General features: G+C 74.4%; 21 protein-coding genes, 4 pseudogenes and 1 riboswitch. Of the genes and pseudogenes, 16 read left to right on the plus strand and 9 right to left on the minus strand.

The features are described 5' to 3' along the window. The first annotated feature begins 31 nt into the window (after positions 1 to 31). The 11 genes and pseudogenes from ACN26Y_RS09865 (at position 32) to ACN26Y_RS09915 (ending at position 6269) form a co-directional block, all read left to right on the plus strand. A complete protein-coding gene (locus ACN26Y_RS09865; protein WP_155330006.1) occupies positions 32 to 541 on the plus strand; it encodes a GNAT family N-acetyltransferase in 510 nt (169 codons plus the stop codon). A gap of 261 nt (positions 542 to 802) precedes the next feature. Then, a complete protein-coding gene (locus tag ACN26Y_RS09870; RefSeq protein ID WP_155330007.1) occupies positions 803 to 1219 on the plus strand; it encodes a hypothetical protein in 417 nt (138 codons plus the stop codon). A gap of 2 nt (positions 1220 to 1221) precedes the next feature. Further along, positions 1222 to 2484, plus strand: coding sequence for an SRPBCC family protein (locus ACN26Y_RS09875; RefSeq protein ID WP_422734635.1), 1263 nt, complete (start codon positions 1222 to 1224; stop codon positions 2482 to 2484). Continuing rightward, a pseudogene (gene gvpJ, locus ACN26Y_RS09880) lies at positions 2481 to 2702 on the plus strand (gas vesicle protein GvpJ); the annotation flags it as partial. The gene ACN26Y_RS09875 and the pseudogene gvpJ (ACN26Y_RS09880), both read left to right, overlap by 4 nt. 205 nt (positions 2703 to 2907) lie before the next feature. Further along, complete coding sequence (locus ACN26Y_RS09885; RefSeq protein ID WP_155330010.1) at positions 2908 to 3684, plus strand: GvpL/GvpF family gas vesicle protein; 777 nt, start codon at positions 2908 to 2910, stop codon at positions 3682 to 3684. A gap of 3 nt (positions 3685 to 3687) precedes the next feature. Next, positions 3688 to 4032 (plus strand): gas vesicle protein GvpG, encoded by a 345-nt coding sequence (locus tag ACN26Y_RS09890; RefSeq protein ID WP_155330011.1) that lies wholly within the window; start codon positions 3688 to 3690, stop codon positions 4030 to 4032. A 1-nt stretch (position 4033) separates the two neighbouring features. After that, complete coding sequence (locus ACN26Y_RS09895; RefSeq protein WP_155330012.1) at positions 4034 to 4378, plus strand: gas vesicle protein; 345 nt, start codon at positions 4034 to 4036, stop codon at positions 4376 to 4378. A gap of 10 nt (positions 4379 to 4388) precedes the next feature. Continuing rightward, a pseudogene (gvpJ, locus tag ACN26Y_RS09900) lies at positions 4389 to 4580 on the plus strand (gas vesicle protein GvpJ); the annotation flags it as partial. 155 nt (positions 4581 to 4735) lie between these two features. Further along, the gene (locus ACN26Y_RS09905; RefSeq protein ID WP_155330014.1) at positions 4736 to 5563 is read left to right on the plus strand and encodes a GvpL/GvpF family gas vesicle protein; all 828 of its coding nucleotides are present in this window, start codon (positions 4736 to 4738) and stop codon (positions 5561 to 5563) included. Continuing rightward, on the plus strand, positions 5560 to 5898 hold the full coding sequence (locus ACN26Y_RS09910; RefSeq protein WP_422734636.1) for a gas vesicle protein: 339 nt from the start codon (positions 5560 to 5562) through the stop codon (positions 5896 to 5898). Before ACN26Y_RS09905 ends, ACN26Y_RS09910 begins: the two co-directional genes overlap by 4 nt. Continuing rightward, positions 5895 to 6269 carry a gas vesicle protein K gene (locus ACN26Y_RS09915; RefSeq protein WP_155330016.1) on the plus strand — a complete coding sequence of 125 codons (375 nt, stop codon included), beginning with the start codon at positions 5895 to 5897 and terminating at the stop codon, positions 6267 to 6269. Before ACN26Y_RS09910 ends, ACN26Y_RS09915 begins: the two co-directional genes overlap by 4 nt. A gap of 48 nt (positions 6270 to 6317) precedes the next feature. Here ACN26Y_RS09915 and ACN26Y_RS09920 read toward each other — a convergent pair. From ACN26Y_RS09920 to ACN26Y_RS09955, 8 genes and pseudogenes are all read right to left on the minus strand, one after another. Beyond that, positions 6318 to 7883 (minus strand): annotated as a pseudogene (locus ACN26Y_RS09920) (AAA family ATPase); the annotation flags it as partial. A 159-nt stretch (positions 7884 to 8042) separates the two neighbouring features. Beyond that, a pseudogene (locus tag ACN26Y_RS09925) lies at positions 8043 to 8636 on the minus strand (ATPase); the annotation flags it as partial. Between the two features lie 76 nt (positions 8637 to 8712). Then, the gene (locus ACN26Y_RS09930; RefSeq protein WP_196255828.1) at positions 8713 to 9360 is read right to left on the minus strand and encodes a hypothetical protein; all 648 of its coding nucleotides are present in this window, start codon (positions 9358 to 9360) and stop codon (positions 8713 to 8715) included. 45 nt (positions 9361 to 9405) lie between these two features. Next, the gene (locus tag ACN26Y_RS09935; protein WP_196255829.1) at positions 9406 to 10164 is read right to left on the minus strand and encodes a GTP-binding protein; all 759 of its coding nucleotides are present in this window, start codon (positions 10162 to 10164) and stop codon (positions 9406 to 9408) included. Next, on the minus strand, positions 10142 to 10618 hold the full coding sequence (locus ACN26Y_RS09940) for a DUF742 domain-containing protein (RefSeq protein WP_155330018.1): 477 nt from the start codon (positions 10616 to 10618) through the stop codon (positions 10142 to 10144). The genes ACN26Y_RS09935 and ACN26Y_RS09940 overlap by 23 nt, the downstream gene beginning before the upstream one ends. Then, a complete protein-coding gene (locus ACN26Y_RS09945; protein WP_155330019.1) occupies positions 10615 to 11085 on the minus strand; it encodes a roadblock/LC7 domain-containing protein in 471 nt (156 codons plus the stop codon). The genes ACN26Y_RS09940 and ACN26Y_RS09945 overlap by 4 nt, the downstream gene beginning before the upstream one ends. Further along, positions 11082 to 13811 carry a nitrate- and nitrite sensing domain-containing protein gene (locus tag ACN26Y_RS09950; protein WP_422734637.1) on the minus strand — a complete coding sequence of 910 codons (2730 nt, stop codon included), beginning with the start codon at positions 13809 to 13811 and terminating at the stop codon, positions 11082 to 11084. Before ACN26Y_RS09950 ends, ACN26Y_RS09945 begins: the two co-directional genes overlap by 4 nt. Next, a complete protein-coding gene (locus tag ACN26Y_RS09955) occupies positions 13798 to 14964 on the minus strand; it encodes a hypothetical protein (RefSeq protein WP_422734638.1) in 1167 nt (388 codons plus the stop codon). The genes ACN26Y_RS09950 and ACN26Y_RS09955 overlap by 14 nt, the downstream gene beginning before the upstream one ends. Before the next feature lie 375 nt (positions 14965 to 15339). Here ACN26Y_RS09955 and ACN26Y_RS09960 point away from each other — a divergent pair, with 375 nt between their 5' ends. From ACN26Y_RS09960 to ACN26Y_RS09970, 3 genes are read left to right on the plus strand one after another with little or no spacing between them, the layout of a single operon-like run. Further along, positions 15340 to 18207, plus strand: a complete 2868-nt coding sequence (locus ACN26Y_RS09960; RefSeq protein WP_155330022.1) for an alpha/beta fold hydrolase — start codon at positions 15340 to 15342, stop codon at positions 18205 to 18207. Continuing rightward, the gene (locus tag ACN26Y_RS09965) at positions 18207 to 19100 is read left to right on the plus strand and encodes an ABC transporter permease (protein ID WP_155330023.1); all 894 of its coding nucleotides are present in this window, start codon (positions 18207 to 18209) and stop codon (positions 19098 to 19100) included. The genes ACN26Y_RS09960 and ACN26Y_RS09965 overlap by 1 nt, the downstream gene beginning before the upstream one ends. 46 nt (positions 19101 to 19146) lie before the next feature. Further along, positions 19147 to 19524 carry a hypothetical protein gene (locus ACN26Y_RS09970; RefSeq protein WP_422734639.1) on the plus strand — a complete coding sequence of 126 codons (378 nt, stop codon included), beginning with the start codon at positions 19147 to 19149 and terminating at the stop codon, positions 19522 to 19524. 124 nt (positions 19525 to 19648) lie between these two features. Here the strand turns inward: ACN26Y_RS09970 and ACN26Y_RS09975 are convergent, their stop codons facing one another. After that, positions 19649 to 19894: a hypothetical protein gene (locus tag ACN26Y_RS09975; RefSeq protein WP_155330025.1), complete on the minus strand. Its 246-nt coding sequence runs from the start codon at positions 19892 to 19894 to the stop codon at positions 19649 to 19651. Positions 19895 to 20201: 307 nt separating this feature from the next. Between ACN26Y_RS09975 and ACN26Y_RS09980 the strand changes: the two genes are divergently transcribed. Continuing rightward, on the plus strand, positions 20202 to 20429 hold the full coding sequence (locus ACN26Y_RS09980) for a winged helix-turn-helix domain-containing protein (RefSeq protein ID WP_155330026.1): 228 nt from the start codon (positions 20202 to 20204) through the stop codon (positions 20427 to 20429). Between the two features lie 152 nt (positions 20430 to 20581). Beyond that, positions 20582 to 20717: riboswitch (SAM riboswitch) on the plus strand. 10 nt (positions 20718 to 20727) lie between these two features. Beyond that, a complete protein-coding gene (gene thrC / locus ACN26Y_RS09985) occupies positions 20728 to 22014 on the plus strand; it encodes a threonine synthase (protein WP_155330027.1) in 1287 nt (428 codons plus the stop codon). The last annotated feature ends 229 nt before the right edge of the window (positions 22015 to 22243 follow it).

Here is a 22243-nt window from a genome sequence, read left to right on the forward strand (position 1 = left end):
TCGGGCCGGTAAGCCCGGCAGACTGCGGCACGTGGCGAGTGCGGTGCGATTGGAGCCGGTGAGCGAACGCAACCTGGAGTCGTTGCTCTCCGTAGCGGCTGCGGAGGCGGAGCCGGCCGACGTCATGCCGCCGGTCGAGGCGCCGGCGGGCTGGTCGCACGCGCGCCGGGAGGCGTTCCGCGAGTTCCACCGGGCGAGCTTCGGCGGGCTGGACGGCCCCACCCGCACCCAGATGTACGCGATCCTGGCGGGCGGCGAGGTCGTCGGGATGATCCGTATGACGGGCTGTGACGAGCCGGGCACGGTCGAGACCGGCCTGTGGCTCGGGCGCTCGGCGCGCGGCCAGGGCATCGGGCCGGCCGCGTTGCGGGAACTGCTCAACGAGGCGGCCGCCGCCGGTATGCGGCAGGTCGTCGCCACCACCACCCGGGACAATTCCGGGGCGTTGTCCGTGCTTTCCAAATGCGGCGCGAAATTGCGCTCCGACGGTGCTCGAATGCGCGCCGAAATCTGCCTCGACTCGACACCTCCGGCTCTCTGAGAATTCTCCTCCCGATCGCGTATTCCCTGCTCATCGCGGTGCGGAAGTCCTTTTTGTGAGGATTTCGCCCGCGATTCTGATTGCTTGGGAAGGCGTCGCTCGGTCCGCCCGCAAATAGGTTTTGCGAATCTGCCTCGGGGTACTGCCCGCCGGGTCCGCTCAACGGGCACCTGATCGCGGGCCCCACGTGCTTCTCCCCGGTGGCTCCTCTCGGTCCGCCGTCGATCAGGTGTCTCCGCTCCGGGGAGCGAAGGAGAACTGATGAACAGCGGAGCACGAATCGGTCTGGCGGTGGGCGTCGGCTACCTGCTCGGGCGCCGCCGCAAGATGCGGAAGGCCCTCGTCCTGGCGGCCGCGGTCGCCGCCGGGCGGGCCAGCCACAACTCCGGCGGGCTGCTGAAGGTCGGCCAGAACCTGCTGCAGTCGTCACCTCAGCTGGCCAACCTCGGCAAGCTCGGTGGGCCGCTCGCCACCGCCGGCAAGGCGGCGGCGACCGCCGCCGCGGGCAGTGGCATCGACGCGCTCAGCGGCAAGCTGCGCGGCTCGGCCGACGCGCTGCGCCGCAAGGGCGGGGCCGCCGAGTCGAGCGCGGACCAGCCGTCGGACGAGGAGCAGTCGGGCGGTACCGGCCGGTCGGCTGACGACACCGGCGCCGACGACGGCGAGCGGGGGCGGTGAGCATGGCCGCGACCACGAACCCCGGCGGGCTGGCGGACAAGGTCCGGACCCAGCTCGGTGGCGAGGTACGGAACCTGGCGAGCGCGATCGGTGAACGCGCCGTGCAGGTGGTGACCGAGCGGATCACCGGTGCCACCGGACGGCTGAGCGAGTACGCCAGGCAGGGCGGCGGCCCGGGGCTGATCGCCGCCGCGACCGGCGCGCAGAAGCTCGCCGAGGGCAACTCACCGATGAAGGCGATGGTTCAGGCCGGGATTGCCGGCGGTAAGGAGAAGCTCATGTCGGCCTTCGGCGGCGGTAAGGGCGGCAGGGGTGGCGGCAAGAAGCTGAAGGTCACCAACATCGTCGAGACGGTCGAGGTCGGGGTGCCGGTCCGGGTCGCGTACAACCAGTGGACCCAGTTCGCCGACTTCCCCAGCTTCATGAAGAAGGTGGAGCAGGCCGAGAACGACTCCGACGAGAAGATGACCTGGAAGGCCCAGGTCTTCTGGTCGCACCGCACCTGGGAGTCGACCATCGTCCGGCAGCTCCCGGACCGCCTGATCCACTGGCGCTCCAAGGGTGAGAAGGGCTCGGTGGACGGCACGGTCAGCTTCCACGAGGTCGCACCCGAGCTGACCCGGATCCTGGTGGTGCTCGAGTACCACCCGCAGGGCCTCTTCGAACACACCGGCAACCTGTGGCGGGCCCAGGGACGGCGCGTCCGCCTGGAGCTCAAGCACTTCGTCCGGCACGTCATGACGCAGACCGTGCTGGACCCGGATGCGGTCGAAGGCTGGCGCGGCGAGATCGAGGACTCGCAGGTGGTCAAGGACCACGAGACGGCCCTGCGCGAGGAACAGGAACAGCGCGAGGAACAGGAGCAGGTCGACCGCGAGCAGCAGGAGCAGCGCGGCGGCGGGCGAGCGGCACGCCGCCGGCCCGAGCCGGAGCCGGAGGAGGAAGCCGAGGAGGAGGTCGAGGAGGAGCCCCGCGAGGAGCGGCGGCCCGCCGCACGCGGCCGGCGTCGCCCGCCCGTCCGTCGCCGCCCTCCTGAGGAGGACGAGTACGAGTCCTACGACGAGGGCCAGGACTACGACGAAGGGTACGAGGAAGAAGCCGAACCCGAGGAGGAGGCGCCCCCACCGCGCCGCCGACAGCCGGAACGGGCCCGCCGATCCCAGCCGCGCGAGCAGGCCCCGGAGCGGCCCCGCCCGGTCCGCCGTACCCCCGAAACCCCCCGACGGCCGGTGGTACGCCGCCGGCGAGAGGAGCGTGACGAATGACCGTGGCGACCACCGCTACCGGCGGTCAGCCGGGCGCGGCACTGGAGCGCGGCGGCGGTGGCGGGAGTCTCGCCGACGTCGTGGAGACGGTGCTGGACAAGGGCGTCGTGATCGACGCCCAGGTGTCGGTCGCCGTGGTCGGCATTCAACTCCTGGAGATCAACGCCCGGATCGTGATCGCCAGCATCGAGACGTACCTGCGGTTCGCCGAGGCGGTCGACCGGCTGAGCATCGTCCCCGAAGGACAGAAGGGGCTGCCCGACCTGGTGGAGGGCGCCTCCGGTGCGGTCACCAAGGGCAAGGCCGTCGGTGGGCTCGGCAAGGCCGCCAAGGAGATCAGCGGCGCGGTCGTGGACTCCCTCACCGACCGCGGGTCGGAGCGGGAGCGGGAGCGACCCCGGCGGCGGGACGAGGAGCGGTGAGATGAGCGAGCAGAACGTGCAGCCGACCGGCGAGACCGGGCTGTTCATCTACGGCATCGTGCCGTCCGACGTGGAGCCGACCCCCGACGCGCAGGGGGTCGGCGACCCGCCGGGCGACGTCGACGTGGTGCGGCACGGCGACCTGGCGGCACTGGTCAGCGAGGTGGCGCTGGAAGAACCGATCGGCCGGCCGGCCGACCTGACCGCGTACGAGAGGCTGCTGGACGGGACGGCGGCGGTGGCCCCCGTGCTGCCGGTGCGGTTCGGCACCGTGGTGACCGGGCCGGACGCGGTGCAGGACCTGCTGGAGGCGCACCACGACCGGTTCGCCGCCGCGCTCGACGAGTTCGAGGACCGGCTCCAGTACACGGTGCACGGCCGCTTCGACGAGCAGGAGGTGCTCAGCGAGATCCTGGCCGCCGACCGGCGGGCCGCCGACCTCGCCACGCAGGTGCGCGGTCGGCCGGAGGCCGAGACCCGAGAGCAGCGGATCCGGCTCGGCGAGATGATCAGCCAGGCGGTGGAGCTGCGCCGGGAGGCGGCCAACCGCGAGCTGGTCGAGGCCCTCACCCCGTACGCGGTGCTGACCGCACCCCGGGCTCCGAGCCACGAACTGGACGCGGTGAACGTCGCCTTCCTGATCGAGGCCGAGGACGAGGAGAACTTCGTCCGGGAGCTGGAGGACGTCGCCGAGCAGCGGCGGGGTCTGATCCGGATGCGGCTGCTCGGCCCGCTCGCCCCGTACGACTTCGTCAGCGCACACCAGTTGGTGGGGTGACCGGTGGACATCCTCTGGGCGCTGCTGACCCTGCCGTACGCCCCCGTGCGGGGGCTGACGGCGGTCGTCAAGGTGATCGCCCGGGAGGCGGAGTCGCAGCAGTACAACCCGGTCAACATCCGGCGTGAGCTGGAGGAACTGGACCGCGCGGCGGAGGCCGGCGAGATCACGCCGGAGGAGCGGGACCGGGAACAGCAGCAGGTTCTGGACCGGCTGACCGGAACGGCGGCCGGCGGCGGGGGCGCACCCCCGGCCGCCGGCCGGCGGCCGCCACCGGCGGGTCGACGGCGGGCAGCCGGACGGCCACCCGCACGCCGGGCCGGCCAGGACCGCGGGCGAGGGAGATGAGATGGCACCAGGACGGACCCGCGCCGACCGCGCCCCGGAGCGCCGACCCGACCGGGGCGACGACCGCCACACCGAGGAGGAGTACGAGGAGGTGTCCGCCGCCGAGGCGGCCCGGGAGGGGCTGCGGCAGATCGTGTCGCTGACCGGCAAGGACCCCCTCGGGATCACCGCGATCGAGCCCACCGACGACGGCTGGCTGGTCGGCGTGGAGGTGGTCGAGGACCACCGCATCCCGGCCTCGACCGACCTGCTCGGCCTCTACGAGGTGGAGCTGGACATGACGGGCAGCCTGCTGGGCTACCGGCGAACGCGCCGCTACCAGCGCGGCAAGGGGGACGGGAGCTGAGATGAGCACGATGCGGCAACCCTCGGTGGTGCAGAACTCCGGGCAGGTCCTGCCCGCCGGGCACGAGCCGGCGAACCTCGGCGACATCCTGGAGCGCGTCCTCGACCGGGGCATCGTCATCGCCGGTGACATCCGGGTGAGCCTGCTCGACATCGAGCTGCTGACGCTCAAGCTGCGCCTGGTCATCGCCTCCGTCGACACCGCTCGCCAGATCGGCATCGACTGGTGGGAGCACGACCCGTGGCTCAGCTCGCGGGCCAGACCGCCGGTCGAACCCGGGCCCCGGGACCCCGAGGAGGTGGAGGCCGAGCGCCGGCCGCGCGTGGCCCGGCGCGCCGCGGCGAGGGAGGAGTGGCAATGAGCGCGACGGCCGAGGTGACCACCGCCGACTGGCTGCACGGCGTGGTCCGGGACGTCCCGCCGGAGACGCTCGCCGCGATGGCCGGCATGGCCGGCACGCCGGTGCGCGCGGTGCGGGCCGCCGGTCTGGCCGCCGTCGTGAGTGCCGCACCCCTGACCGAGTACGGCGAGGAGCCGCTGCGCCGCAACCTGGAGGACCTGGCGTGGCTGGAACGGGCGGCGCGGACCCACCACGGGGTGGTGGCGGCACTGGCCCGCACCGGCCCCGTCGTGCCGGCCCGGCTCGCCACCGTCTACCACGACGACGAGCGGGTCGCCGGGCTGCTCACCGCCCGCCGGGCCGAGTTGGCCGCGGTCCTGGACCGGCTCGCCGGCCGCGAGGAGTGGGGCGTCAAGGGGTACGTCGTGCCCGGTGCGGCGCCGGCCCCGACCGCCGCGCCCGAGTCGGGGGGTGCCGGGGCGGCGTACCTGCGCCGGCGTCGCGCCCAGCTCACCGCGCGGGAGGAGGGGCAGCGGGTGGCGGCTGCCGCAGCGGCCGCCGTCCACGACGCCCTGGCCGGCCAGGCGATCGCCGCCCGGCGGCATCCGCCGCAGGACCGCCGGCTGTCCGGCGCGCCCACCCCGATGGTGCTCAACGGGGCGTACCTGGTCGACACGGCCGGCCTGCCCGGCTTCACCGCGCTGGTCGGTGAGCTGGGCGACCGGCATCCGGAGCTGCGGCTGGAACTGACCGGTCCGTGGCCCGCGTACTCCTTCGTGGACGGCACCGGTCCCGCGGACGTGTCGGCCGCCGACGGCCCGGCGGCGGACGGGGTGCCGGCGTGACCACGCAGCTCGCACCGAACAGCGCGGACGGGCCGCTCGGGTACCGGCCGGTGGCCCTGGTCGACCTGCTCGACCGGGTGCTCGCCACCGGGGTGGTGATCAGCGGCGACATCACGATCGCGATCGCCGACGTCGAACTCGTCCGCATCTCACTGCGCGCCCTGGTCGCGTCAGTCGGCGCCCTCGCGGCGCCGCCCGACGACGCGCTGGCCGTCCGGGAGACCGCCGTGCCGCCGGGCGGATCGGCGTTGCCGCCCGGAGAGTTCGGCGTGGCGGGTGACGGACCGGCCGGGCCGGCCGGTGGATCGGCGGTGCTCTCCGGGGAGGTGACATGACCGAGCGGAACGAGGCGGCCGAGCTGGCGGCGGCGGTGCACGGGCCGGCCGCGGCCCAGGACGGGCCGTCGTGGCGGGCACCGCGGGCGAGACCGCTGGACCGACGGCTGGCCGTGGACCAGGACTCCGTCGAGCGAGGGCTGGCCAGCCTCGTGCTCACCGTGATCGAGTTGCTGCGTCAGCTCATGGAGCGGCAGGCGCTGCGCCGCGTCGACCTCGGTGACCTGACCGAGGAACAGGTCGAACGCATCGGCACGACGCTGATGGCCCTGGAGGAGCAGATGGCGGAGCTGCGGACGTACTTCGGGCTCGCCCCGGAGGACCTCAACCTGGACCTCGGCCCCCTGGGCCCGCTCCTGCCCACCGATTGAGGGCCGGCCGCTCGGTACGGCGGCAGCCCGGATCGGTCCCTCGCCGGATCAACCAGCGTGCTTCTCGGCGTACCCGGCCAGCCAGGCGACCTGGGCCGGGTCCAGCGAGGGGCGGACGCGGGACCGGGCGGTCGCCACGTGGGCCGCCGTGACCGTGGCCGCGGCCAGCGACTCCCGCATCGCGGCCAGCGCCGCCTCCCGGACCAGCGCCGCGCAGTCCGCCGCGGAGAAGCCGTCCAGTTCCTCGGCGAGCGCGGCGAGGTCCACGTCGGGTGCGAGCGGCACGGTCCGGGACGCGGCACGCAGGATCGCCGCCCGGGCCGGCCCGTCCGGTGGCGGAACGTAGACCAGCCGCTCCAGCCGGCCGGGGCGCAGCAGGGCCGGGTCCACCAGGTCGGGCCGGTTGGTCGCACCGACCACCACCACGTTGCGCAGCGCCTCCACGCCGTCCAACTCGGTGAGCAGGGCGGCCACCACGCGGTCGGTCGTGCCGCCGTCGGTGGCCTGACCGCGTACCGGCGCGAGCGCATCCACCTCGTCGAGGAAGACCAGCGTCGGCGCGGCCTCCCGGGCGCGGCGGAACAGTTCGCGGACGGCGCGCTCGCTCTCGCCCACCCACTTCGACAGCAGCTCCGCGCCCTTGACCGACAGCACGTTCGCCCGGCCCGTACCGGCCAGCGCGGTCACCAGGTAGGTCTTGCCGCACCCCGGCGGCCCGTAGAGCAGCACCCCGCGCGGCGGCTGCACGCCGAGCCGTGCGAACGTGTCCGGATACGTCAGCGGCCACAGCACCGACTCGGTCAACGTCTGCTTGACCTCGACCAGGTCGCCCACGTCGTCGAGGGTGACCGACGCCAGTTCCAGCGTGGACGCCGCCATCGTGGTCGGGCGGACCACCTCCAGCGCGGCGACGAAGTCGCCCATCGCCACCGTCGGGCGGTCCACCGCCTTCTGCCGCAGCGCCGCCCGCACGCCGGCCTCGCGCACCAGCGCGGCCAGGTCCGCGGCGACGAATCCGGGAGTGCGCGCGGCGACCTCGTCGAGCCGGACGTCCTCGGCGAGCGGCACCTGACGGGTCAGCACGCTCAACTGCTCCCGGCGGAGAGCGGCGTCCGGCAGCGGCACGCCGATCCGCAGGGAGAGCAGGTCCGGAGCGCGCAGGGCCGGGTCGACGGCCTCGGGGCGGCCGGTCGTGCACACCACCGCCGCGCCGGCCGCGACGGTCTCGGCGACGACCTGCCGGAACACGGTGGCCACCGGGCCGGGCGCGTCGGCCGGCGCGAGCGCCTCGACGTCGGTGACCAGCAGCACCGCCGGGCCGTCCGCCCGTACGTCGGCGGCGGCGGCGCGCAGCCGCTCGGCCGCCGCCGCGTTGGTCAGCGCGGCCAGCTCGGGCCCCCAGAGCGGCCGCACCCGCGCCCGCACCCGGGCGGCGACCGCACGTACCAGCGCCGACTTCCCGGAGCCGGCCGGGCCGTCGACCAGCACTCCGAGGGACACCGTGGTGCCGAGCCGCCGGAGCACCTCGCGGTGGTGGAAGCCGAGGTCGAGCAGCTCGCCCAACTCCTCGGCCTGCGCCCGTAACCCGGGCAACTCGTCCACCGACGGCGCCTCCGCGGCAACCTCCGCCCCTGCGGCCGCCCGGGTCGCGTCCGCGCCGCCCGCCGTGGTCGCGCCGCGCGCTGTCCCGGACAGAGTGGCGTCCGGAGCGGGGGAGGCCACTCCCTCCCGGGAAGTGCGCGGATCGTGGTCGCGGGCAACGGTGGTCGGGATGGTCGCGGAGCCGTGGGTGGCCGCGCCGTGCTCCCAAGCGACCAGCGTGTCCATGGTGACCAGTGCGGCCGTCTCCGGCTCGGCGGTGACGACCGTGAGCAGCGTGCTGGTCCAGGCGTACCCCACCCGGTTGGACAGGCTGTCGCGGGCCGCCTCGACGAGGCTGCGCACCGAGGCGTCGGGCAGCACGTCCTGCGGGAGGAGCGACACGTCGTCCCCGGCGGTGACCACCTTGCCGAGCAGCGCGAGCCGGAGCATCTCCGGGGAGACCGCCGCGACCACCGGTGCCGGACCGGCCAGCACCACCCGGTGCGCGGCGGTGACCGGCGTCGGGCGGACGCTCACCTGGCTCCCGTCGCGTACGCCGAGGTTGCCCAGCATCAGGTCGTCGGCGTGGAGGAGCCCCGGGCCGGCACCCCGCTCGGCCGCCGCGACGATGCCGGCGGTCACCCGCCGGCCGGTGAGCCGGACCGGGTCACCGGGGCGCAACCCGAGCGCGGTGAGCGCCTCCGGGTGCAGCCGCACGATGCCGCGTCGGGCGTCCAGCGCGGCCGGCCGCAGGCTGGCGGTCAGGGTGAGCTCCGATTCCCCCACCAGCCGAACCCTAGCCGGTGCGGGGAAATGTGCCCTGCCGGCGCGTACCGCGGTGGAAGCGCCCACGGGCCTCCCGCTAGCGCCCCGGGTCGAGGTCGGTCAGCAGCGACGGGTCGCGGCGGATCAGTTCGGCGAGCCGGGCCGCCGGGTCGGGTCGCACGCCGGCCGCCCCGGACGACCGGTCCGGCTCGGTCCGCGCCGACAGCGGCCACGCCGGAGGGGGCTCGACCGCGGGCTCCGCGCCGACCGTCACGTTCCCGTCCGACCAGGCCACCCGCAGCGGGTACGCCGCACCGCCGTGCTCCACCCGCAGCGTGACCGCCAGATCCGGGTGCCGGGCGACGATCCGGCGAACCGCCTCGGCGACCTCCTCGACCGGGTCCGGATCGGGTGTCTCGGCCCGGTGCTGGCCGGCCGACCAGCCGGTCGGGTCCGCCCACCACGCCGCCGGCTGGTCGGGGGCGGGCGCCTCGCCCCGCCGTACCCCCGCGTCCCGGTGGCTCGACCACCCCGGTCCGGCGTTCCGGCCGGGATCACCGCGCCCGGCGTCCCTCCGCTCGCCGGCGCCGCTCCCGGTGTCGCCGCGCGCAACCTCCCGGCGGCCCGCCTCCGCGTCGGGCAGCCGGCCGGTGTCCCCCTCCGCCCCCGGGTCGGCGCCCCGCCGCCGCAGCGCTTCCTCGCGCCGGGCCAGCCGGGCCAGTGTCTCGTCCAGTCCACCCCTCATCACGACCACCCCTCATCGTGGAAACGGGCCTGACCGCCCGTCGGTTCAGCTCCCCCTCGCCCGGTTGGCCCGGTCCAGCGCCCGGTCCAGGACGACGAGCAGGGCGTCCCGCACCGAAAGCCGGTCCCGGGCGTCGAACCGCACCAGCGGCACGTGGTCCCCGACGGCCAGCGCCCACCGGATCGCGGCGAGGTCGTGCGCCACCCGCCCGTCGAACGCGTTGACGCCGACCACGAAGGGCAGCCCGGCCCGTTCGAAGAAGTCGATCGCCGGATGGCAGTCGTCCAGGCGGCTGCTGTCCACGACGACGAGCGCGCCGAGCGCGCCGTGGGCCAGGTCGTCCCACATGAACCCGAACCGCGCCTGGCCCGGCGTGCCGAACAGGTACAGCTTGAGACTGCGGTCGATCGTGACGCAGCCGAAGTCCATGGCCACGGTGGTCGTCGTCTTCCCGGAGCGCCCGCCGGGGTCGTCGACACCGATCGCGGCGCTGGTCATCTCCGCCTCGGTCGTCAGCGGGGCGATCTCGGAGATCGAGCCCACCGTGGTGGTCTTGCCGACACCGAACCCGCCGGCGATGAGGATCTTCACCGGGACCGGCGGTGCGACCCGGGGCGCCGCGTCGGGCGGGGCGGCCGCACCGGGTTCCACCGGCGGCCGGTACGGCGGTGGAACCGGCGCGGCCACCCCCCGGGCGGCGGGCGGGTGTGTCGCCGACGGGCCGCCGTACCGGGCGGCGGCGCTGTTCGCGGCGAGCCCGTCCAGCGGGGTGACCGGCCAGTCAGGAGATCGCACGGAGTCCATCAATCACTCGCAGGATGATGTCGGGGTCGAGGGCGTCGTCGTCGGCGTTGACGTGCACGTCGAGGTGGCCGGCGGCACGCAGGTCACCGACCAGGACCCGGGCCACACCGAAGTGCATCCGGGTCCGGGCGGAGATCTCCGCCACCGAGATCGGCGAGCCGCAGAGCGCGACGATCGCCTGGTGCTCCGGTGCCAGCCGGGCGACCGGAGACGTCCGGTCCGTGACCGGCCGGGCGGTCACCTGGGTCTCCAGCCCGATCGCCGGATCCCCGCCGGTCACCCGCCCCGCCGTGAGCACGAACGGGCGGGGACCCGACGGATCGTCCGGTTCCGGCTCGGCGGTCGCCGCCGGTACGGGCACCGCCGCCGGCTCACCGGCCGGGGCGGCTGCCCGCAGGTAGGGGCGGATCCGGACCACGGGGTCCGGTTCCTCGCCGGCGACGTCGGGGATCACTGCTGGACGGAGTTCTTCAGTTCGGCGATCAGGCGGGGGGTGAGCGCGCCACCGGCGCGACCGGCGAAGAGCGTCATCTCGTACGCGACGGTGCCCAGGTTCGCCGACCGGTCGGCGACGACGCCGAGCACCGAACCGCTGCTGATGGCGCTGATCAACAGGTAGCCCTCGGCCATGTCGACGACCACCCGGTTCAGCCCGCCGAGGGCGTACCAGCTCGCGGCTCCGCCGGCGAGGCTGGTCATGCCGGAGACCACGGCGGCGAGCCGTTCGGCGTTGGACCGGTCCTTGATCGCGGACATGGCCATCAACAGTCCGTCCGAGGAGACCGCGATCGCCTCCAGGACCCCCGCTGTGCTGGAGGTGAAGGAGTCCAGCAGCCAGTTGAAGGTGCGGGCCTCCGGGCTGAGGTCCGTCCCCGGGTGGGTCGGCTGGTCGACGTTGTCGTGCAGGAAGGGGCTGGTCACCGTGATGATCCCTCTTCGTCGAAGCGGTCTGGACTGACTTCACGCAGAGCGCGGGCGACGCCCGCCTCGAACTCGGTGATGCGGTCGCGGACCTCGGCCGGGTCACCGGGGCCCTGGTCGGTCGACGGGCGGGACGCGGCGGCGGGCAGGTTCGCGCCGGGCACCCGCCGCGTGAGCCGGGGCCGTCCGGGTGCCGGGTCGGCTGCGGACCCGTCGTAGGCGGGCGGTGAAACGGTTCCGGCCAGCTCAGCCCGGCGTACGCCGGCCTCGACGGCTTCGACGAGGTCCCGGGCGGCGGCCGGGTCCGCGCCGGTGGCGTCGACCGGCCCGACCCGGGGCCCGGCCGGCGGCAGGCTCGCCCCCGGCACCCGCTGCCGGATTCCCGGCACGAGAGGTGCCGGGAATCCGGTCGTACCGGTCGGAACTGTGGGTGTGACCGCGGGGCCGGGCGGGGGAGCGCCCGGCCCCGCGGGGACCGGTCGGCGGGGCAGCCCGTCGACGGTGCTCCCGGGCGCGGTGATCTCCAGGTACGCCGTCGGGCCGTTCGCCGTCGTCGGGGTGCCCGCCGCCGTCGGAGGTGCTGCCGCGGTCGGGCCGGCCACCGCCGTCGGGTCGGCGGCGGGCGTCGTGCCCGCGGTGGACGGCCCGGCTGCGGTGGGCGGGTGCGTCTCCGGGACGGTGAACGCGTCCCAGGAAGGGCCCGCCGTCATCGTCCGGGTGGCCCGGCTGAGCAGTGCCGGGTCGAAGCCGGACGGCGGCGGCGGGCCGGCGAGGGCGGCCACCGCGCCCCGGGACGGCAGGGCGGGAGCGGCGGGGGAGCGCCGGTCCCGGTCCGGCACGGTCGCCCGCGCCACCGTGGCACCGGCCCGGTCCCGCCGGAGCACCAGGGAGGCCGGCGGGATCTCCAACTGGGCGGTGACGCCGCCGCCGGCGGTCGCCGCGAGGCGGACCGCCCAGCCGTGCCGCCGGGCCAGCCGGCCCACGACGAAGAGCCCGAGCACCTCGGTGGGGGCGAGGTCCAGCCGTTCGCGCCGGGCCAGCCGGGCGTTCTCCTCGAGGAGCCGCTCCTCGGTCATCCCGATGCCCCGGTCCACCACGCTGAGCCGGACCCCGACGCCGGCGCGTTCACCGGCGACGACCACCCGGGTGTGCGGCGGGGAGAAGACGGTGGCGTTCTCCATCAGTTCGGCGAGGGCCAGGACGAGGTCCCCGACCGTGCCCGGCGACACCGAGACCCCGTCCGGGACCTGGACGTCCACCCGGGTGTAGTCCTCGATCTCGCCGAGCGCCAGCCGGACCACGTCGGCCAGCGGCACCGGCGCGACGTGCCGGTCGTCGCCGGTGGAGCCGGAGAGCACGACCAGGCTGCCCGCGTTGCGGCGCAGGCGGCTGGAGATGTGGTCGAGCCGGTACAGGTGCTCCAGCCGTTCCGGGTCGGTCTCCTGCCGTTCGAGCCGGTCGATCAGGGCGATCTGCCGGCCGACGAGGTTCTGCGTACGGCGCCCGACGTGCCCGAACATCTGCGCCACGTTGCGTCGGCCGGCAACCTGGCGCTCCACCAGCCGGGCGGCGGTGGTCTGCACCCGCTCGAAGGCGCGGGCCAGGTCGCCGATCTCGTCGCGGGCCCGGACGTCCACCGGGTCGAGCCGGACCGCCTGGACGCTCTCGGACTCGTCGTCGGCGACCCGGGTCAGCTCGGCCTCGGCGACCCGGGCGACCCGGTCCGCCGAGCGGGTGAGCCGACTCAGTGGCCGGGCGACCGTCCGCGCGACCGCCACGCTGAGCAGCACCACCAGGGTGAGCACCAGCACCGCCCCGCCGCCGACCAGGTACGCGGCGGTCAGCGCCCGGCGCTGCTCGTCGGTCACCTGGGCGATGACGTCCGCGACGATCTTCTTCTCCACGAACTGCCCAAGGGTGATCATCGAGCGGGCCGAGGGGAAGAGCGCGTCCAGCGGTACGTCCTGCACCGCACCGGCCGGGTCGAGCGGGCTCGCGGTGAGGAAGTCGGGGCTGGTCCGGGCGGCCACCGCCGCGTCGTTGAGCATCGCCAGCTGGTACTGCTCCGGGGTGATGAGGCTGCGGAACCGCCGGTTGTCCACCTGGAGGGCGGCCATGCAGGCCACGTAGCCGGTGATCGCCGCCGGATCGTTGGTCGCCTTCACCAGCACGATCAGCGTGGCGCAGGCGCCGAGCCCTTCGTCGGCGCGGAGCAGCCCGTCCAGGGCCAGCACCTGCCGGCCGGCGGAGGTGTTCGTGTCCACGGTGAAGGGGAGGCGCAGCGCGTCGATGAGGGCCCGGTTGACCGGGCCGTACGTGTCCATGACCCGGCCGGGGGTGGCGGTCCCGGCGAGTACCGCGGCCCGCAGGTCGGTGAGCGTACGGACGCCGTCGAGCGCGGCGGCGACCCGGGGCGGCAGCGCGTCGCCCCGGGTGGACCGCAGGTCGGCGACCCGGTCGTCGACGGCGGCCGACTTCTGCACCAGTTCCGCGCGGGGTACCCGGCCGAGCAGCAGACCGACCGAGAGGATCCGCTCCTGTTGCAGGTCCTGCACGAGGCTGCCGATCCGACTGGCCACGCGTACCCGGTCGGCGATGTCGGCGGCCCGCTGGGCGGCGGCGACCCGGTCGAGCACCACCGGGACCGCCAGGCCCACCACGGTGAGCAGCGGAATGACCACCAGCAGGGCGAGCCTGCCCCGGATCCGGAGCCTACCGAGCAGCATCGAACGGCCCCCACTGCGCGGGTTGCGGCTCGCGGGCCGGGCCGGCCGGCTGGAACGGGCGGACCTCGTCGGGCCGCCCGGCCGGCGGCTGCCAGCCGTCGGCGGCCGGCGGGGCGGCCGGTCGGTCCGTCGCGCGCCGGGCGTCGGCGGCCCGGCGGTACGCGGCGAGCAGCACCAGCGCCAGCACGACCAGCAGGACGACACCGGCCGTGGCGGCGGCCACCGCGAGCCAGCGGTCGTGGTCGAGCGCGTCGAGCCGGTCGGCGAGCAGCGCGTCGAGTTCGTCGAGGATGACCGGTTGCAGTTGGCCGGCGGCGGCCTGGGCCGCGGACCGGGCGGCGGCGAGCCGCGGACCGTCCACGGCGCCGGTGGGCGTGGAGTACGCGGCGAGCGCCTCCACCGACCGCTGGTAGGTGTCCAGTGGAGTGAGCACGTTGGCGCCGAGGTCGGTGCTCTCCGAGCTGTCCACGGCCGCCCGCAGGTCAGCCACCAGGGCGCCGGCGGGCGCGAGCGCGGCGACCCGGACGGCCGCGAGTTCGGCCACGGTCGGGGCCTGCTGGTCGGCCGGCCGGCGGGCGGCGAGCACGGTCAGGTCGGCGAGGCGTCCGGCCGCGACGACGGCCTCGGGCAGTTTTTCGCCGACGCCGGCCTGGAGGAAGAAGGAGTCCGACGCCGGGTCGCGTACCAGGCCGGAGGTTTCGCGGACCTTGCGGTGCAGGGCCAGCAGCAGGTCGGTGACCTCTCCGTACGCGGCGTACGCGGCCTCCGGGTCGGCCGGTCGCCGGTCCCGGAGTGCCTCGATCTTGGCCCGCAGGCCGGCCCAGCGTTCGCGGCTGCGGAGGTCGTCGCCGATGCGCGCGTCCACCGCTGCGGCGGTCCCGACCGCGCGGGTGAGTGCGTCGCCGGACACCGGCCGGCCGGTGACGGTGGCCGTCTGGGCGTCCACCAGCGCGTCGGTCACCGGGGCGAGCGCCCGCAGGTACTCGACGCCGAGGCGCTCGGTGACGACCAGGCGCCGGTCGTCGTCGGTGGAGCGCCAGGACTGGCCGAAGAGGACGGCCAGCGGTGCGAGCAGCGTCAGCACCAGCAGCATCGGCAGCAGGCGGCCGGCGGGGGAGGGGCGCCGACGGGCCCGCGGCGCGGGGACGGTCATGGTCCTGTTCCTCCGGCGGAGGCGAGGGGCGAGGGCTGGCGCCGGGATCGACGTCCTAGTCCCATGCACCGGACCCGGAAACTAACCGACGCTCCGCGCACCCTTCCCGTCGTCAATCAGTCAGTTTCGCGTCACCTAGCGCAAAGTGACGTGCGGTTGGCCGTACCGGCACCCTCCGTGTGATCTACCGGAGCGATCTGACATGATCAGCGCTTTTTCGGCTGAAGATCCGAATTCACGTGATCCGAATTCATCTCGCTGGATGGACCGGCCCCGACGCGGTCGCCCCGAGCCCGTCACGCCGATCGGGCCAACCGGACGAACGTACGGAGGATCTCAGGCAACGCTCAGGATCCGGGCCGTACCGTGTGCCGCATGAGATCGCCGTTCTCGGCCGCGCGGATCCGGCGTGCCCGCCCCACCCGCCGGCGCGCGGTGGCCGCCGCGGCGGTCGTCGTCCTGCTCGCCGCAGGCGTGGCCTGGGCCGTCCGGCCGCAGGGGCCGGACCTGCGCACCGAGTCGGCGCTGCTCACCGTCCGGTCCGGACCGTCCGGCGACGAGCCGGTCGATCTGGACACCACGCTCTACCTGCCGGAGGGGGCGTCCGCCGGCGCGAAGGTGCCGGCGGTGCTGCTCGCGCACGGCTTCGGCGGCACGAAGGAGTCGGTACGCGCCGACGCCGAGGAGATCGCCGGCCGGGGGTACGCCGTGCTCGCCTGGACGGCCCGCGGCTTCGGACGCAGCGGCGGGCAGATCCACCTGGACCACCCCGACTACGAGGTACGCGACGCGCAGCGGCTGCTGGACTGGCTCGCCGCCCGACCGGAGATCCGCACCGACGCCACCGGCGACCCGAGGGTCGGCGTGGTGGGCGGCTCGTACGGCGGCGGCCTGGCGCTGCTGCTCGCCGCCCAGGACCGGCGGGTCGACGCGATCGTCCCAATGATCACCTGGAACGACCTCTCCCGCGCGTTCCTGCCGGAGAGCACCGGCCGGGAGCCGGTCGAGGGCGTGTTCAAGAAGAGCTGGGCGGGACTGTTCTTCGGCGGCGGCGGGAACGTCGGCTCCGGGCCGGCCGGCATCTCCGGGACGACCGCTGCCCAGCCGGAGGGCGCGCCCGCCTCGGCCGGGCCGCCCAGCCCCGGCCCGACGGCCGGCCCCGGGACCGGCCCGGGTCGCGCCCCGGCCCGCGCCGCCGACCCGGCGTGCGGGCGGTTCGCCCCCGACGTCTGCGCCGCGTACCTGCGGATCGCCACCACCGGGCGGGCCGACCAGGCGGGCGTGGACCTGCTGCGCCGGTCCAGTCCCGCCGGCGTCCTCGACCGGATCGACGCGCCGACCCTGCTGGTGCAGGGCGCGGCGGACAGCCTCTTCCCGCTCGCCGAGGCCGACGCCAACGCGCGGGGGATCGCCGCGAACGGCACCCCGGTGCGGGTCGCCTGGTACACCGGCGGCCACGACGGCGGGGCGGGTCCGACCACCGACTCGGACCGGGTGAAGTTCCTGACCGTGCAGTGGCTCGACCACTACGTCGAGGGCACCGGCCCGGCGCCGGGCGACGACTTCACCTTCTCCCGGATCGCCGGGTTCGACGCCCTCGACCGGGGGCTGGTCGCCAGCGGCTACCGCACGACCGACTACCCCGGGATCACCGGCACCGGCCGGCGTGAGGTGGTGGTGGCCGGCCCGCCGCAGCGGATCGCCAACCCGCCGGCGGGCAACCCGGCCGCGATCTCCTCGGTGCCGTTCGCCGGCGAACTCTCCTCGCTGCTGGGCGGGGTCGCCGGTGACATCCCCGGCCAGCACGCCCGCTTCGAGTCCGCCCCGCTGCCCGAGGCGGTGGACGTGGTGGGCGCGCCGACCGTGTCGGTCCGCGCCGCGTCCCCGACCGGCGAGGCGGTGCTCTTCGTCAAGCTCTACGACGTCGACCCCAGCGGCGCGGCCACCCTGCCCAACGGGCTGGTCGCGCCGGTCCGGCTCACCGGGCTCCCGCCGGCCGTCGAGGACGCCGCGCCGGTCACCGTCACCCTGCCGGCGATCGTCCGCCGGATCGAGGCCGGGCACCGGCTGCGGCTGGTGGTGGCGACCTCCGACCAGGCGTACGCCACGCCGGTCGAGCCCACCGTGCACACCGTGGCCCTCGGCGGGGGCGCGGTCGCGCTGCCCACGGTCACCGGCGAGCCGATCCCCACCACGGCCACCGTCTGGCGCTGGGTCCTCGCCGGCCTGCTCGCCGCGATCGCGGTCGGGCTCGTCGTGCTCGTCGCCGTCCTCCGCCGCCGGCACCGCCGCCAGGAGAGCAGCGTCCACCCGGCGTACGCGGACACGCCGCTGGTCGTCCGGGAACTCCGCAAGGAGTACGCGGACGGCTTCGTCGCGGTCTCCAACGTGGACTTCGAGGTGCACCCGGGGCAGGTCGTGGGCCTCCTCGGCCCGAACGGCGCCGGCAAGACCACCACCCTGCGGGTGCTGATGGGGCTGACCCAGCCCACCGCCGGGGAGATCTACGTGTTCGGGCACCGGCTGGTGCCCGGCTCGCCGGTGCTGTCCCGGATCGGCGCGCTGGTCGAGGGGCCCGGCTTCCTGCCGCACCTGTCCGGCCTGGACAACCTGAAGGCGTACTGGCGGGCGACCGGCCGGCCCTGGGACGACGCGCACTTCGACGAGGCGCTGGAGATCGCCGGGCTGGGCGCGTCCGTGCACCGGAAGATCAAGACGTACAGCCACGGCATGAAGCAGCGCCTCGCCATCGCGCAGGCCATGCTCGGCCTGCCGGAGCTGCTGGTCCTCGACGAGCCGACCGACGGGCTCGATCCGCCGCAGATCGCCGAGATGCGCCGGGTCCTCCAGCGGTACGCCACCGGCGGGCGCGCGGTGCTGGTCTCCAGCCATCTGCTCGCCGAGGTGGAGCAGACCTGCACCCACGCCGTCGTGGTGAACAAGGGCCGGATCGTCGCGTCCGGTCCGGTCGAGGAGATCGTCGGCGAGTCGCCGAGCGTCCTCGTCGAGGTGACCGACCCGGACGCCGCGCGGGCCGTACTGGACCGCCTGGCGGGCGTCCGGGTGCTTCCCGACGGTGACGGCCAGCTCGTCGTGGACACCAACGGCACCGCCCGCAGCGAGGTGGTAGCCGAGCTGGTCCGGGCCGGCATCGGGGTGGACCGGGTGGTGCCCCGGCGCCGCCTGGAGGACGCGTTCCTCGCCCTGGTCGGCGAGAACTCTCGGGGAAGCGGGGACCGGTGATGGTCGGTACGTCGTCCAGGAGTGGTGCCGGCGGGGCGGCGTCCGGCGCGGCGGCGGGCTACCGTCCGTCGGCCACCCTGCCGTTCGTCGCCGAGTTCCGGCGGCAGGCGTCGCGGCGGCGTACGCAGCTCGCGCTCGGCTTCATGGTGCTGCTGCCGCTGATCATCCTGATCGCGTTCCAGTTCGACTCGGGCGACGACGACGACAACGGGCGCGGCGAGTTCGGCAGCCTGATCGAGTTCGCCACCACCGGAGGGCTGAACTTCACCCTGTTCACCATCTTCGTCTCGGCGTCGTTCCTGCTGGTGGTCGTGGTGGCGCTGTTCTGCGGTGACACCGTGGCGAGCGAGGCGAGCTGGGGAAGCCTGCGCTACCTGCTCGCCGTGCCGGTGCCGCGGGCCCGGCTGCTCGCGGTGAAGCTGCTGGTCGCGCTCGCGTACTCGGCCCTGGCCCTGCTGCTGCTCGCCGGCACCGCCCTGCTGCTGGGCACCCTGCGCTACGGGTGGGAGCCGCTGCGCAGCACCGTCGCCGCCCAGCTGGAGCCGGGCGAGGGGCTGCTGCGGCTGCTGGCGGTGCTCGGGTACCTGGCCGTCGTACTCCTCGTGGTGGCCGGCCTGGCGTTCCTGCTGTCGGTGTCGACGGACGCCGCGCTCGGCGCGGTCGGCGGCGCGGTGCTGCTGTGGATCCTGTCCAGCATCCTCGACCAGATCACCGCCCTCGGCGTGCTGCGCACCTTCCTTCCGACGCACTACAGCACCGCCTGGCTGGGACTGCTGTCGACGCCCGTGCAGACCGACGACGTGGTGCGCGGCTGTATCTCCGCGATCAGCTACGCGACCCTCTTCTGGGGTCTGGCCTTCTGGCGCTTCACCCGCAAGGACGTCGTGTCCTAGCCGGCACGGGGAGGCGCTTGGGCCCTGGAGGCTGCGACGATGAGGCGTGGCCGAGGAAGCGGAAACGTTCGGACGCTGGGCCCGCGGAAGTGACGACCAGCTCACGTACGTCCCTGCATCGGACCAGACCGTCTCGATCCGGTCGGCACTTCATGTGTCCGTCGTCGGCCTCGCTGTCGCGTCCTTAGCCGCCCTTGTCCCGTGGTTCGCGGAGTTCGGTCTCATCCTCGGGTGGGCAGCGCTGGGCGTGTCGGTCAGCCGGCAGCATCGCCGGTGGCGGTGGGCGCTGACCGCGCTGGTCGTTGCCGGTCTAGCCGCCGCCGTGACGACCCGGTTGGTGGTCCGGCATCTGCCGCTTCCCTGGTCGGAACTCCTCCCCTCCGGCCTCGGCATGCTGGTGGCAGCCTCGCCTACGCGGCGGTGACCAATCGCCGTTAGAGACCTCGGATGGCTCGGCCCTGGCGGGGCCCCTGCTTTCCAAGACCCTGATGTAACCCACGCAGGCGGCCCGCCAGACTGGCTGCTTTGGAGCTGAGCCGGATACGTCATCAGGCCGCCGAGCAGTCGCCGTGGTGGTCGGCGCGGCGGGTGCAGCGGAGACCGCCGGGCAGGCGGTGGTCGCACCAGACGCGGGTACGCAGAAACTGGCGATCCTCCTCGCTCAGCGTTGCCTCGCCGAAGTCGAGGACGGTGACGTGCCCGAGCGAGTCGCGTAGCGCCTCGGCCAGCGTGATCGCCGCGTCCTGGCTGGTCAGCGTCGTGGGCAGGTGGATGATCCAGCGTGGCGCGTCCATCGCACTCCTCTTCGCTGGTCGGGGGGCATCGAGGCGGGCGGGGGCGGACGGCAACCGCCCGGGTGGCTGCCGTCCGGAGCCCGGCACCCGCCCCGGGCCGGCTCATGGGTGCTGACCGACGTTCTTGAGCGCCGGGGCGACCGGCCGTGCCGCCCCGGCAACCCGGGCGTCCACCCGGGTGAATCCGCCCTGGTGCCAACCCGGACGACTCGGCTCGATGCTATTCAACCTAGTGACATAGGTCAACGATGTTCTTGAGGTTCGTCGCGGTCGGGTGATCAGATGGAGGTGCCAACCCGGAGGATTCATGCCCGCCATCCCGCTCAGCTACGTCGATATCGCCGCCGACATCACGGCGCGCATCCAGGCCGGTGAGTACCGGCCCGGCGACAAGCTGCCCTCGTACTCGAAGCTCGCCGACCTGTACTCGGTGTCGTTCTCGACCGCGGCCCGGGCCGTGGCGCTACTCCGCGATCGCGGCGTCGTCATCGGGTCGCCCGGGCGCGGCGTCTATGTTCGCGAGCGCGCCGAGTAGCTTCCCGCTCGACCGATCGCACAGATGGATCAGCTCCAAAGCGCGCCAACCGCGGTCTTCGTCCCTGCGGAGTAGGTCACATCTGGCCACAGCGTGGGAACGAGCGGTGGACAGCCGGCTGGCGATGCTTAGACTCGGCGACACAACTGCATACCTCATCCAGAGGGGCTGAGGGATACGGCCCGACGACGCCCCGGCAACCACCCCGCGTGCTCATCGCAGAGCGACCGGCGGGGCAGGTGCCAATTCCGTCCCCGCCGCAGAGCGCGACGCGGGGGAAGATGAGAGGAATCTCGACATGACGTCGACGCTCGCCGCCTCCGGCATCGACACCGCCGCCGGCCCCGCCCGCGCCCTGGTCTGCCGCGCCTGTTCGGCCCGCTACCCGCTCGTCGCCCAGCACGCCTGCTACGAGTGTTTCGGCCCGCTGGAGGTCGACTACGACGCGGCCGCCCTCGCCGCCGTCACCCGCGAGCGGATCGAGGCGGGCCCGCAGAACATCTGGCGGTACGCCGCGCTGCTCCCCGCCGGTCAGGACCCGGCCACCCGGGTCACCCTCGACCCCGGGCTGACCCCCCTGGTGGCCGCGCCGCACCTCGCCGCCGAGCTGGGCATCACCGCGCCGCTGTGGGTCAAGGACGACAGCGCCAACCCGACGCACTCCTTCAAGGACCGGGTGGTCTCGGTGGCGCTGACCGCCGCGCGGGCGCTCGGCTTCAGCCGGTTCGCCTGCGCCTCCACCGGCAACCTGGCCAACTCGGTCGCCGCGCACGCGGCCCGCGCCGGCGCGCCGTCGGTGGTCTTCATCCCCAGCGACCTGGAGCAGGGCAAGGTGATCACCACCGCCGTGTACGGGGGTGACCTGGTCGCCATCGACGGGTCGTACGACGACGTGAACCGGCTCTGCGGCGAGCTGGTGGAGACCGACGAGTTCGAGGACACGGCGTTCGTCAACGTGAACGTGCGCCCCTACTACGCCGAGGGGTCGAAGACGCTCGGGTACGAGGTGGCCGAACAGCTCGGCTGGCGGATCCCCGCCCAGGTGGTGATCCCGATGGCCTCGGGCGAGCTGCTGACGAAGATCGACAAGGCGTTCAGCGAACTCGTCGAGATCGGGCTGGTGGAGGCCCCGGCCGGCGGCTGGAAGGTGTTCGGCGCGCAGTCGGCCGGCTGCAACCCGATCGCCACCGCGCTGCACGCCGGCAGCGACACCATCACCCCGGTCAAGCCGACCGGCATCGCGAAGTCGCTGAACATCGGCGACCCGGCCGCCGGCCTGTACGCCCTCGAAGCGGTCCGGCGCACCGGGGGCTGGATGGAGTACGTCGACGACGACGAGATCCGCGCCGGCATCCAACAGCTCGCCCGGACCACCGGCGTCTTCGCCGAGACGGCCGGCGGGGTGACCGTGGCCGTGCTGCGCAAGCTCGTCGAGTCCGGCCGCCTCGACCCGGCCGCCGAGACGGTCGTCTTCAACACCGGCGAGGGCCTGAAGACGCTCGACGCCGTCGCCGGCCAGGTCGGCCCCACCCACCGGATCAAACCGTCCCTCCGCGCCGCCCGCGACGCCGGCCTCCTCGGCTGACCGATCACCGACGTGGGCGCGAATCACCCGAACGGGGGATCGGGCGATCCGCGCAGTAATCGGCTTTTCGCACTGAGTGCAGGAAACGCACCGTCCAGGACTTGACGACAGCAACCGGGCGGCGCAAGATGCTCCGTGCGGGAGGGCGTTTCGCCGGAGACTTTGCGAAGTTCTTACGACCCAGCGCCGGAGGCGTTGTGCGATCGTCCCTCCCGACCACGTCCGATCG

This window comes from Micromonospora sp. WMMD558 (assembly GCF_049315255.1).
Classification (GTDB): domain Bacteria; phylum Actinomycetota; class Actinomycetes; order Mycobacteriales; family Micromonosporaceae; genus Micromonospora.